Below are 11,804 nucleotides of genomic sequence, written 5' to 3'. Positions count from 1 at the left end.
GGGCCGTGCTTGGGGAGTTTTATGAGTGATGCAGAAACCAGAGAGTGGGAACGCCTTGCGTTTGTAGCAGGGCGCGACGGTATACCGGCTGCCGTGGCCTTTGCACAGCAGGGGTTCAAACAGTATACCGCCGCCATTCGCGAGGCCGACTCAGGCGGCAACCAGTATGGTGCCGCCTATCGGGACAGCCTGAACACTTCGATTGCCGTGTACGAGTTGTATATCGCCCGGAACGGGTAGGTCGGTCAGGGCAACTGCTCCCGCCAGCGCTTGACCCTCACCTGGCCTTTAATTGCTTCAATGATTTCATTGATCAGTTCGATCAACGCCTCATTACGGGTATCCGTGCCAGCGGGGCCACGTATGAAGGCGTTAACGACATCTTCAATAAACTCGTGGTTAGCAGAAGACGCCAGATCTTCGAGAATCTGTTGAATGACGTTAGCAACAATATCCCCCGTCGCTTCTTCGAGAGTGTCCCGGATGGTTGATCCAACAACCGGCAGGTATTTTAGCCGTGATAGCTCTACGTTCTGTCTGAGTGCATGATCCACCCGATCTTCCAGATAGCTTCTCAGCGCCCCCCGGTTGGGCAGATAGCCTTCTTTAGCCGCCTCGGCGACCCGCTGGGAAATCCAGCCGGAGAGCATGTCCCGGCGCGGGTACAGAATGTCGTTCTGGATTTTTTCAAACAGCGGCGAACCCAGAGTGATTTCATGTTGCACACCGCTCAGGACTTTGGCGACGATGCGATCAGAGAGTTCTTCCATGAAGGCTTCGTAGTAAAAGTTGAAAAAGCGGTAGATCCGGGTATCGGTAATATCGATTATTTTATATTGCTGCAGGCGGGAAATAATGGAAATTACCCGTAAAATCCGCAGAAACCGCAGGCTCCCTACCGGGATACAGCCCACCAGATCGTACCAGTGTATGAACGGATAGAAGTACCAGCGATCGTACACTCTGGCTTTGGTGGCATAGCCCCAGCGCAGGAAAAACTCACTCAGGAAGACTGCAACAAACAGGAAATCATAGAAAATGAAGTTTTCGTGTATGGGATGGTAGGCGGACTGAAGTGCCGGAAGCCTTTCCTGCAGCACATTCTGGATGGCCACAAAGCTGTAAACGGAGTCCCAGACAATCAGTGCGAGGTTAATAATAAGAAGGCCCAGCATCAGAAGGTCTATAATAAACCAGCTGAGCTGGTGGCTGGTTCTGAGGTTCTCGCGGTTAATTTTAAGCATTCGCGGGGGCCTGTTCTCTGTGGTGTAATAAGGGACTATGATTGCGCCACAGGTTAGCGCATTTCGTCCGGGCCGACGACGGCTCAGGCGCAGATTCACTTGACTGAACACAACCGCCCTTATGACTGATACAGAAGCAGCCGGATGTTATCACCTGAATCGATTCTGAAGTCTGGCCGACTCCGGCTGCTGGCTATGCTGGCGCTTCTATGGTGTTCACCCGGCCTGGCACAGCAGGTTGAAGTTCGTGTGGACGGCGATTATCCGGAGCTGAAAGATAATGCCAAAGCCTTCATTGGTGAGGTAGAAGGCCGGAGTGCCGGAAACCTTCGTCGCTATGCGTCCACCGCGGTTGCCCAGGCCAGTAAGGCATTGCGGGCACTGGGCTACTACAACCCGGTTGTGGACTGGCAGGTAGAAGAAGGGGATTCAGAAGACACGGCGCGGCTGATTCTGGATATTACCCCCGGTGACCCGGTACGCATTAAAAAGCGCACGGTCGAGATTCGCGGGGCAGCAGCTGACGATCCAAGGTTTACGGACAACCTGCCGGAACGTCCGGCTGAAGGCGATATTCTGAACCATGGGGACTACACCAGTCTGCGCAATACCTTGCAGACCCGGGCCAGGCGCAGAGGTTATTTTGACGCCCGTTTTGTAACCCGTACCCTTGAGGTAGACCCGGAAGCCCGGGAGGCCACTATTACTCTGGTTTTTGAAAGCGGCGAAAGGTACCGGCTTGGAGCAGTAACGTTTGAAGACGGCCACTGGTTTGAATCACGCCTGCTGCACCAGTTTGTAACCTTTGAACCGGGTATCCCCTACCACGCCGATGAGATTGCCCGGCTTAATAATGATCTGCTCGGCAGTGGCTACTTTGCCGGTGTGGATATCAATGCGGCACCCAGCAGTGCCGAGGATGGGGTGATCCCGGTAAAAATAGGGCTGACCCGTCGGGAGCGCCGCTCCATTGCGGCGGGTCTGGGTTTTTCTACCGACGTGGGCCCCCGGTTTCGAAGTACCTGGCGGGAGCACTGGATTAACCAGATGGGACACACCCGCGGTGCCGAAACGGAATTGTCCGGGCCCAGGCAGAACCTGAGTACCTGGTATGAGTTGCCGCTGGATCCACCGATGACCGACCTGATACGGCTGTCGGCCGGGTATCAGCGGGAAGACATTGAGAATGTGGATTCGGAGCTGCTGACATTCGGGCAGCAGTGGCAACATCAGCTGGACAACGGCTGGCTGCAGGTGTTGTCAGTGCGCTGGGAAGGTGAGCGATTCAATATTGGTGATGATGAAAAGGGCACCAGTTCCCTGCTGTTGCCGGGAATCGGTTATTCCAAGCTGCATGCAGATTCACCATTGGATCCGTCGCGAGGCTACCGCCTGCAGGTTAATGTCAGCGGGTCTCATCGGGCTGCATTGTCGAAGGTAGATATACTCCATGTAAATGCCGTGGCCAAAGGCCTGTTTACTCTGGGTGGCAAGCACCGTTTCTTGTCACGCCTGCAGCTTGGCGGTGTAGGCACAAACCGGTTTGAGGACGTGCCGCCGTCTTTACGCTTCTTTGCCGGTGGCGACCAGAGTGTTCGCGGTTACGGGTATCAGACGCTGTCGCCGGAAAATGATAATGGTGTGGCTGTGGGCGGCCGATACACCATCGTCGGCAGTGCGGAATATCAGTATGAGTTTGCCGACAGGTGGCGGGCGGCCGTGTTTGTGGATCATGGTAACGCAGTGAATGATCTGTTTGATCCACTGGCCACTGGTGTGGGTACGGGCATTCGCTGGATAAGTCCGCTCGGACCCTTACGGCTGGATATTGCCAAGGGTCTGAATGATGAGTTTGGCGGAGAGTGGCGAGTTCACTTCTCGATGGGGCCGGAACTGTGACCAGAGCATCGGAAAGCAAGCAAAAGCCGGACAGCTCAGGCAAACCGGCACAGAAGAAGAGGCACCGTCTGCGGTTCTGGGTTTTGGTGCTTCTGGGTCTGCTGGTGCTTTTGCCTGTACTGCTGGTCTCCGCGATTCTGCTGGCACTGCGCTCGGAAACAGGAACGGCCTGGGTGATTGATCAGGTCCCCGGGCTGGAAGCTGTTAATGACCATGGCTCTCTGTTTGGAAACTGGCAGGCGGATCGTCTGCAGTGGCAGGGCTACGGTGTTGAGGTAGTGGCCCTGTCGCCGCTGGTGGACTGGTCGCCTTCGTGCCTTTTTAATCTGCGGTTGTGCCTAGACGCTCTGCATCTTGAGCGGCTGGATGTGACCGTGCAGCCTTCAGAAAAACAGCAGGAGCCAGCTTCCGATATCAACCTGCCGGGCGTGGAGTTACCCCTGTCAGTGAGAGCGGATAACGTGCGTCTGGGGCGCTTTGTTTTAAACGGCAGTACGGTCTGGAACCGGATTGAGCTGGACGCCGGGGGCTCAGGCGCAGACTGGGAGCTGGAACGGGTTTACTACACGTACGGAGACTACACGGTGTTGGCTTCCGGGCGCGTGGAGACCCGCCGGGACTGGCCGGTAAACCTGGAGGTGAATGCGTCTTTGCCCCCGCCTTATGGTGACGACTGGGCGATCGACCTGGCGCTCTCGGGCAGTGTGCGCGACCTGGCAGTTGCCGGGCAGAGCCGTGGCTACCTTGATGCGACGCTCAAAGGCAACGTCGAACCCCTGGCCGCCAATCTTCCGGCGCGTTTACGGGTCACCTCGGATACCTTCCGTGCGGTAGAGGCCTTGCCGGACACCCTGGTTCTGAACGACTGGTTTGTGGAGGCCAAAGGCAGTCTGCAGAACGGTTTCAAAACCCGGGGTGAGGCCACCTTACCGGGTACCGAAGGGCCGGTTGCACTGGCACTGGAGGGACTGGTTACAACAGCGGAAGCCAGAGACATACGGCTGAAGCTGACTGCGAAAAACGGGCAAGACGCCGGCAGCGTCGACACACAACCCCGGACCTTGCTGGTCACCGGGGGTACCCGCTGGCAGGGTGGACTCAGTGCCAGTGCGGACGTGCAGCTTCGGAAATTCCCCTGGTATTCACTAGTTGAGGGGCTGGAGGAGCTCCCCGTTGCTCTGCATACACTCGATGGCGAGGCCAGGTGGGAGGATGGGCGCTATCAGGCCAACCTGAAAGCAGAGCTGGATGGCCCCCAGGGCAATACCAGCCTGACAGCGGCAGCTGAGGGTGATACTGCCAGTGTACAGCTGACAGAACTGCATGCAGAAACCGGTGCTGGTACGCTCTCCGGGGACGGGGCCGTAAGCTTTTCCGGGCCTTTAAGCTGGCAGGCTGCGTTGCAGCTGCAGGATTTTAACCCCGGGTTCTGGGTGCCGGCTCTGGAAGCCCGCCTCAGTGGCGACGTAAGCACCGAGGGTGAGCTGACCGACGGTGCCGTTCCGGCCATGAAGGCCCGCTGGGACCTGGATGGACAGTGGCGTTCCAGCCCCACGGTTATAGCCGGCCGGCTGGATACCTCCACCGGACACTGGGTCGTGCCGGAATTACAGTTACAGGTGGCTGATAACCGCCTTGCAGGCAGTGGTCAGTGGGGCCCGGAACTGGAGGCCAGCCTGGATCTGAGTCTGCCTGAACCTGAAAAAATAATGCCGGGGCTGGCCGGGCAGGCTGAGCTTCAGCTTAACCTGACGGGCACGCCGGACGATCCGCGTGCCAAACTGACGGCCAGTGGCAGGGAGCTGCAGTGGCAAGAGCTGGTGTTTGCTGAGTCGCTGAACCTGGATGCGGAGCTGGCGTCTGGTCTGCACCTGGACAGCCAGTTGCAGGTGGACGGCATAAACGTAGCCGGGCAGGCGTTTGAGCGGCTGAAGGTTGAAGCAAATGGCACGCAGGATGACCATCGGGTAGAGCTTGATGTACGGCATCAGGAGGCCGGATTGCTGCTGGGTTTTTCCGGGGCAGCGGGTGCGGCCTGGGCAAGCTGGCAAGGTAAGCTTGAAAAGGGCGAGATTGATGTGCCCGGACAGCAGCAAAACTGGGTGCTGGATTCGCCGGCGGGGCTGACCTACAGCAAAAGCGGTGATTTAACGTTTGCGGCTCATTGCTGGCGTTGGCAGCAAAGCTCGGTGTGTGCAGAGGAGCAGACCCTGTTGCCAGTGCCGGAGATTGCCTACCGGATTAACAATTTCCCGGCGGCGGCACTGGCGCCTGTGTTACCGGAGACACTGCGCTGGGACTCAGTCATCAACGGCGAGATGTCTTTCACGGCCGCAGAAAGCGGCCCGGTGGGGCACGTGCAGCTGGATGCCGGCCAGGGCAGGTTTGAAGTGCTTCTGGATGGCGACTGGGAAACCCTGAGCTATAACACCCTGTCCACTGAGCTGAACCTGAAGCCTGAAACAGCGGGCCTTGCCGTTCAGCTCTCTGGTCCTCAGCTTGGCAGCCTTTCCGTGGATATGGCCGTGGATCCGACTGCAGAAGGACGGCCGGTGGACGGCCAGTTCCGTCTGCAAGGCCTGGACATTGCGCTGGCGGGGATTTTCACCGGTCTGGAAGAGGTGCAAGGCACAGTAAATGGCGAGGGCACACTTACCGGGCCGCTGATGAAGCCTGCGATAAACGGTCAGATCTCCCTGGAGAATGGCCGGGTGATGGACCCGCGCCTGCCTCTGCCCATGGAGGAAGTGGTTGCCAGTGTCCGGCTGAACGGCTACTCCGCGGACATTCGTGGCCGCATTGCGGCCAGCGCCCGTAGCGAGGCGATTATTCGTGGCGAGGTAAACTGGCAGGGCACGCCCGGAGGTGAAATTCGCATCACTGGCGACAGGCTGCCCGTCAGTATCGAGCCCTACGCCCGCCTGGAGGTGGCACCGGACCTGGCGATTGCCTTCCAGGATGGGGAACTGAGCGTGAAGGGCCAGGTGGATGTACCCCGGGGCGATATCGAAATCACAGGGTTGCCGGAACAGGCCGTGTCTGTCTCTGAAGATGAAGTGATTGTGGGAGTAGAGCAGGAAGAGCCGCTGGTGCGGTCTCTGGCTATGGATGTCAGCGTTGTCGTGGGCGAGGATCAGGTGAGCTTCGTGGCTTTCGGGGTGACAGGCGATCTGGAGGGAACTCTTCGGATCGGCAATGATATGGACACCCGGGGGACGTTGCAGCTGGTGAATGGAGAATATGAGGCCTTTGGTCAGGAGCTTGAACTGCGCCGTGCCCGCCTTCTGTTTGTGGGTAGTCTGGTTGAGCCCTATCTGGATATTGAGGCAGTGCGCAAAGTAGATACCGTTGTAGCGGGAATTCGGCTGAGCGGACCGGTACAGTCTCCGGAAACAGAGGTTTTCTCCAGCCCGGACATGCCCCAGTCGGATGCATTGTCGTATGTGATTCTTGGAAGGGCTCCGGGAGGGCAGAGTGATGATGGCCAGATGAGCCGGGCCGCCATTTCACTGGGCCTGACTCAGGTAAATAAAGTCACGGGGCAGATTGGTGATGATCTGGGTATTCGCCAGCTTACCCTGGAAGCCGAGGGCAGTGGCGATGACACGTCGGTTGTGGCCAGTGGCTATCTGACCGACGAGCTCAGTATCCGTTACGGTGTGGGCGTTTTTGAGCCTATCACCACGGTAGCCCTGCGGTACGATCTGGGTAAGTATTTTTATCTGGAAGCGGCCAGTGGTCTGGCGGCTTCCCTGGATATTTTCTATACCCGGGATTTCTGAGTGCTGCGCAGTCTGAACTCGCCCGCTGCCTGCAAAAAACGGCCAAAAATACGCCGGTGCCCGCCATGGTAAAGCAGGTATTCGGGGTGCCATTGCAGCCCCATGAGCCACTGGCTGTGGGTGCTTTCGATGGCCTGCACAAACAGGTCGTTGTCCACCGCGGTTACCGTGAGGTTTTTACCCAGGCGTTTGATAGCCTGGCTGTGAATCCGGTTGGCGCCGGTCACCGGTGCGCCCATCAACTGCCCGAGTCGGCTGGGGGTTACCAGCCGGACGGTTTGCAGGGGAAGTAGCAGGGGGCGATGCCGGGTGTTAACCCTCAAAGGTGTGACGTTCTGACACAAGGAGCCACCATGAAACACATTGATGAACTGGGCCCCCCTGCAGATGCCCAGTACCGGCATGCCCACAGCCTCTGCCTGGTCCAGTAACAGCTGGTCCGTGGTGTCCCTGGCCAAATCATACCGGGCGCTTACCCGGGGCTCCTGGCCGTAGCGGGCGGGATGCACGTGGGTACCGCCGGACAGCACCAGTCCATCCAGCCGGGAGACACTGACCCCGGCCCCCGGGCGGATATAACAGGTTCGCGCACCTTGCAGGCGCAGGGCCAGGCTGATCAGGCGCTGGGCCAGCCGTTTCCGGGCCGGGCCGCTGATACCGATCATCAACCCGGCTTTTTTGTCAACGGATGTGAACTGTTCAGACATAACCTTTGTGTTGCAGCCATTGTGCGGATGTTTCCTGCCAGCTCCGGGTAAGGTTGCGCAGGCTTATTTTCCGGCTCTCCCGGTAAAGGGCGCGCAGTTCTGCCAGGTCTTCAGCGTGGTTGGCCAGCTGCTCTACCACAACCCAGTCGTTCCAGGCGCTGGAAAAGTGCCAGTCGGGGTTGTCGATATCACAGTCTGGTAGCCGGTAATGAAGCGTGGGGCGGCTTTTAATGCGCGGATCGTTCACGTACTGATCGAGCAGCGGCTTGTCCAGCCAGGCAAACAACGGCAGCAGGTCCAGCGCGCGGTTGCGGGTCGGGTTGGAACTCAGGTAGTCGATCATCATCTGACGCTGGTCGGGGGCGTAATTGTCGGCCATCAGCAGGTCGGTGTAGCGCGTACTCCAGGGCTCTATGTAGCTGGTGAACTTGCGGCTGATATCCAGCTGGTGACGGGACTTGAGCCAGTCATACAATGCCGCAAATGCCTGGAAGTAGCGCACCAGTGTGGTGGTTCTGAGGTCGGGCAGCTCCGGGTTCAGTTGCAGACCAAAGGCAAAGTAGATGGCTTCGCGGCTGCCCAGTGCACCGGCCTGGCGCAGCTTGTCCACCAGAGTTTCGATGTGATCAAGCTCGGAAAGCGGCAGGGGCGGCGTGATAATTTCCAGCGGAACTATGCGCTCGGCTGCGGCGTCTATCACGTCCATGGCCTGCCCGCCAAGCTCCCGTACCGAGCGGGGCAGGCGTTCATCTTCCAGATTCAGGTCTTTGACAGGGTCTGAGTCCAGCTCTATTACAAAGGCTCCTGAAGGCGTATCAATGGCGCTGACGTAGCGGGATTCCAGAACGGCTGTGCCACCCAGAAGTTCTTCAGCCAGCCGGACGAGCTGCTCATAACCAAGCCCGGACAGCTCAATCTCAACCCCCACACGGCGCTCCTCGCCCTCGGCTGTGTAGTGTACATCTGGCATTCTGCAAGGAAGGGTCCGGTTCATAAATCGCTGCCATTCGCTGAAAGTTGATTGCACTTTACCACGAAAATCCACTGTGTGACTTTACACTGGATAAAACACTGTATATAGTCAAAACACTGTACAAAAAGACAGGCATGCGCAATGTCTGCATGCAGCAAATGGAGCGGCGAAACGATGAAGCTGACAGCAAGACAGTCCCAGGTACTGGATATTATCCGCCGGTATGTGGATGAAACCGGTTACCCACCCACCCGTGCAGAGATTGCGGCGGAGCTGGGGTTCCGCTCGGCCAATGCCGCTGAAGAGCATCTGCGGGCACTGGCCCGTAAAGGCGCCATTGAAATGGTACCGGGCGCCAGCCGGGGCATACGTCTGCCAGAGGTAGCGGAAGACCCCGGCCTGCCGGTGATTGGCCAGGTTGCTGCCGGCAGTCCGATTCTGGCTCAGGAGCATGTTGAGGACCACTGTACTGTGAAACCGGAGTTCTTCTCCCCATCCGCCGATTATCTGCTGCGGGTGCGGGGTATGAGCATGAAGGACATCGGCATTCTTGATGGCGACTTGCTGGCCGTACACAGCACTCAGGATGTTCATAACGGCCAGGTGGTCGTGGCCAGGGTTGGCGACGAGGTAACCGTCAAGCGTTTCCGGAAAGACGGCTCCAGGGTATCTCTGATTGCCGAAAACGACGAGTTTGCGCCAATAGAAATCGACCTTGAAGAGCAGGAATTGTTCATTGAAGGGCTGGGGGTAGGTGTTATCCGCCGTTCTGATCTGCATTGACCGTAACCGTGCACCCACAGGCTCATTGATAAACAGGTGATGTATGGAACAGCTTAGCTTCAATCAGCACACAGCGTGGCAGCAAGGTATGCCGTCTTACCCGGTGCCGGATTATGCACCCCGGCAACGGCGTAGCGTGCTTCGGGCGCGGCAGAAACCGGCCGCAAAAGAAGCCGCTCCCGCTGGTAATGTAACCGAGATTATCCTGCCGGAAGGGCAGATAGAAAACTTCCAGCTGCTGTTACCCATGCTGACCCAGCTCAATCAGGAAAAGCGCTGGCTGGCCTGGATTGACCCACCCCAGGCGCTGGTAGGCAAGTGGCAGAAAATGCATGGCATCGTTGCCGGTGAACTGCTGGTGTTGCGTTCAACCGCCGGACATCCCGCTCCGGAACTTGCCGAGCGGGCCCTGAGTGCAGGCACCTGCCATGCGGTCGTTATGTGGACAGATAAGCTTGCCAGAGCGGGCTTTGAAGCCCTGCAACATGCGGCGGCCAGAGGTAACAGCCACGGTGTAGTGCTCCGGCAACGTTAAAGGTACTTTTAGTGCAGAGTGTAAGCGGGCTGTGCGTCTGATACGTCCAGCTCGTCGTCTTCCCAATCAATGTCGTGAGTAACACTGCCTACCGCTTCTATTCCGGCGGCAATCATGGCTTTAGCTACCGACATCTCCTTATCATCCAGCATATCCCTGGCTTCATTGGAAAAGGAAATTCTGACCAGCGGTGCACTGTCGTCGTCGATGCGTCGCAAGGCATAGTCGCCGTTGTTCAGCTGTACGATTTCGAAAAACGATGGTGACATCTTTTATAACCCTTGGTTGCTGCTGAAGGTACCGTGGTGAAGTTACGGCTGCCCAGCCTGTGTAATGCTTTATTGTATCATTTTAGCCTGCCGTTTTCTTTATCCCTTTCGTACATGTTACCGGGTGACAATAAGACACAAACATTCGCTTGAAACGGTTGTTTGAATTTGGCAAAAAGGATTGGTGTGGTGACATGTAATCGGTCTGGAGGGATCAGGAATGCGGAGTCGGGTAGCAGCGGGCATCACAATGCTTGCGCTTGCAGGATCGGGGCAGGCATTTTCAGCTGTGTCAGTAACGGAAGCAGAACAGTTGAGGCAGGCACTGACCCCGGTGGGGGCTGAGCGTGGTGCCAATACATCCGGTAGCATTCCGGAGTGGACGGGTGGGCTGTCTGAACCTCCGGCAGGCTGGCGCAGGGGGCAAACGGAGGTAAACCCTTTCCCCGATGATGAGCCTTTGTTTGTGATCACGGCAAACAATATGCATCTGTATGAGGACAAGCTGTCAGAGGGCTCCTTGAAGATGCTGGAGCAGTATGGCCCGGATTTTTTTATGCCGGTTTACCAGACCCGGCGCACTGCAGCTTTCCCCGAGCATGTCTACGACAAATATTATGAAAACGCCCTGAGTGCCGAGGTTCTGGATAATGGGAACGGGGTGCGCGACACCATTATGACCAGCCCGTTTCCCATTCCGGAGAACGGGCTGGAGGTTATCTGGAACCATATTCTGCGCTACCGGGGTGAAGAGGTATCCTTTCGCAGTGCCTCAGCAACACCGCAGGTAGACGGTTCCTATAACCCGGTGGTGAATCAGTACGATTATTATTTCGCCTACAGCAAGAAAGGCGCAGAGCTGGAGGATATTGATAACAAGATCTTCTACCTCAAGACGGACACTATCTCGCCATCCACGCTGGCAGGAACCATCACTCTGGTGCATGAGACTCTGGATCAGGTACGCTCTCCCCGTCTGGCCTGGCGTTATGATGCCGGCTCCCGGCGCCTGCGGCGCTCGCCCAACCTGGCCTATGAGACAGACCTGCCCAACTCCTCTTCTCTGCGGTCGGTGGACCAGAAGGATATGTACAACGGCGCACCTGACCAGTACCACTGGAAGTTGAAGGGTAAGCGTGAAGTGTTTGTGCCTTACAATGCTTACAAACTGCATGATAAGTCTGTAAGGCCAGACGATGTAATCCGCGCTGGCCATATTAATCAGGAGCTGGCCCGTTATGAACTTCATCGTGTATGGGTGGTTGAGGCTACCCGCCGTACCGGCATCAAGCACATCTACGACCGGCGTGTGTTTTATGTGGATGAAGACAGCTGGCAGATTCTGATGTCGGAAGAGTATGATGAGGATGGTAATCTGTGGCGGGTTTCTGAAGCGCATAACATCAGCTATTACCAGGTGCCAGTGTTCTGGACGACCATGGAGATGACTTACGATCTGAAGGCCAGGCGTTATTACATTGATGGTCTCGATCAGAACTACCCGGCCTACAATTTTAATCCGGGATTCCGTGGCAAAGAGTTTACCGCCTCGTCGGCAAGGCGGGCAGCCAGGCGCTGAGTCTCAGGCTGTAAATGATGTTATGAAGGGGGT

General features: G+C 57.3%; 10 protein-coding genes. 6 read left to right on the top strand and 4 right to left on the bottom strand.

The features are described 5' to 3' along the window. Positions 1 to 21: 21 nt before the first annotated feature. Positions 22 to 240 carry a hypothetical protein gene (locus FFI95_RS10085; RefSeq protein WP_144822273.1) on the top strand — a complete coding sequence of 73 codons (219 nt, stop codon included), beginning with the start codon at positions 22 to 24 and terminating at the stop codon, positions 238 to 240. A gap of 5 nt (positions 241 to 245) precedes the next feature. On the opposite strand, the gene FFI95_RS10080 is transcribed toward FFI95_RS10085, so the two are convergent. After that, a complete protein-coding gene (locus FFI95_RS10080) occupies positions 246 to 1,244 on the bottom strand; it encodes a hypothetical protein (RefSeq protein WP_144822272.1) in 999 nt (332 codons plus the stop codon). 144 nt (positions 1,245 to 1,388) lie between these two features. On the opposite strand from FFI95_RS10080, the gene FFI95_RS10075 reads away from it, so the two are divergent. Together FFI95_RS10075 and FFI95_RS10070 are read left to right on the top strand one after the other, a co-directional pair. Continuing rightward, complete coding sequence (locus FFI95_RS10075) at positions 1,389 to 3,143, top strand: autotransporter assembly complex protein TamA (RefSeq protein WP_186311993.1); 1,755 nt, start codon at positions 1,389 to 1,391, stop codon at positions 3,141 to 3,143. Then, a complete protein-coding gene (locus FFI95_RS10070) occupies positions 3,140 to 6,925 on the top strand; it encodes a translocation/assembly module TamB domain-containing protein (protein ID WP_246069472.1) in 3,786 nt (1,261 codons plus the stop codon). The genes FFI95_RS10075 and FFI95_RS10070 overlap by 4 nt, the downstream gene beginning before the upstream one ends. On the opposite strand, the gene FFI95_RS10065 is transcribed toward FFI95_RS10070, so the two are convergent. Further along, complete coding sequence (locus tag FFI95_RS10065; protein WP_144822271.1) at positions 6,907 to 7,632, bottom strand: gamma-glutamyl-gamma-aminobutyrate hydrolase family protein; 726 nt, start codon at positions 7,630 to 7,632, stop codon at positions 6,907 to 6,909. The genes FFI95_RS10070 and FFI95_RS10065 overlap by 19 nt on opposite strands. Further along, positions 7,625 to 8,626, bottom strand: a complete 1,002-nt coding sequence (locus FFI95_RS10060) for an amidoligase family protein (protein WP_144822270.1) — start codon at positions 8,624 to 8,626, stop codon at positions 7,625 to 7,627. Before FFI95_RS10060 ends, FFI95_RS10065 begins: the two co-directional genes overlap by 8 nt. Before the next feature lie 153 nt (positions 8,627 to 8,779). Between FFI95_RS10060 and lexA the strand changes: the two genes are divergently transcribed. Continuing rightward, positions 8,780 to 9,388, top strand: a complete 609-nt coding sequence (lexA, locus tag FFI95_RS10055) for a transcriptional repressor LexA (RefSeq protein ID WP_144822457.1) — start codon at positions 8,780 to 8,782, stop codon at positions 9,386 to 9,388. Positions 9,389 to 9,431: 43 nt separating this feature from the next. Next, positions 9,432 to 9,923 carry a cell division inhibitor SulA gene (locus FFI95_RS10050; RefSeq protein WP_144822269.1) on the top strand — a complete coding sequence of 164 codons (492 nt, stop codon included), beginning with the start codon at positions 9,432 to 9,434 and terminating at the stop codon, positions 9,921 to 9,923. An 8-nt stretch (positions 9,924 to 9,931) separates the two neighbouring features. Here the strand turns inward: FFI95_RS10050 and FFI95_RS10045 are convergent, their stop codons facing one another. After that, positions 9,932 to 10,192, bottom strand: a complete 261-nt coding sequence (locus FFI95_RS10045) for a hypothetical protein (protein WP_144822268.1) — start codon at positions 10,190 to 10,192, stop codon at positions 9,932 to 9,934. 220 nt (positions 10,193 to 10,412) lie between these two features. On the opposite strand from FFI95_RS10045, the gene FFI95_RS10040 reads away from it, so the two are divergent. Further along, complete coding sequence (locus FFI95_RS10040; protein WP_144822267.1) at positions 10,413 to 11,771, top strand: DUF1329 domain-containing protein; 1,359 nt, start codon at positions 10,413 to 10,415, stop codon at positions 11,769 to 11,771. Positions 11,772 to 11,804: the final 33 nt, after the last annotated feature.

This window comes from Marinobacter piscis, from assembly GCF_007671655.1.
GTDB lineage: Bacteria > Pseudomonadota > Gammaproteobacteria > Pseudomonadales > Oleiphilaceae > Marinobacter > Marinobacter piscensis.
The sequence above is the reverse complement of the archived record's forward strand: the minus strand, read 5'-3'. Positions and strand labels throughout refer to the sequence as shown.

Excerpts from the sequence above, each read along its gene's own strand:
- FFI95_RS10085 (WP_144822273.1), top strand. The coding sequence starts at position 22 with ATGAGTGATGCAGAAACCAGAGAGTGGGAACGCCTTGCGTTTGTAGCA.
- FFI95_RS10080 (WP_144822272.1), bottom strand. The coding sequence starts at position 1,244 with ATGCTTAAAATTAACCGCGAGAACCTCAGAACCAGCCACCAGCTCAGC.
- FFI95_RS10075 (WP_186311993.1), top strand. The coding sequence starts at position 1,389 with ATGTTATCACCTGAATCGATTCTGAAGTCTGGCCGACTCCGGCTGCTG.
- FFI95_RS10065 (WP_144822271.1), bottom strand. The coding sequence starts at position 7,632 with ATGTCTGAACAGTTCACATCCGTTGACAAAAAAGCCGGGTTGATGATC.
- FFI95_RS10060 (WP_144822270.1), bottom strand. The coding sequence starts at position 8,626 with ATGAACCGGACCCTTCCTTGCAGAATGCCAGATGTACACTACACAGCC.
- lexA (WP_144822457.1), top strand. The coding sequence starts at position 8,780 with ATGAAGCTGACAGCAAGACAGTCCCAGGTACTGGATATTATCCGCCGG.
- FFI95_RS10050 (WP_144822269.1), top strand. The coding sequence starts at position 9,432 with ATGGAACAGCTTAGCTTCAATCAGCACACAGCGTGGCAGCAAGGTATG.
- FFI95_RS10045 (WP_144822268.1), bottom strand. The coding sequence starts at position 10,192 with ATGTCACCATCGTTTTTCGAAATCGTACAGCTGAACAACGGCGACTAT.
- FFI95_RS10040 (WP_144822267.1), top strand. The coding sequence starts at position 10,413 with ATGCGGAGTCGGGTAGCAGCGGGCATCACAATGCTTGCGCTTGCAGGA.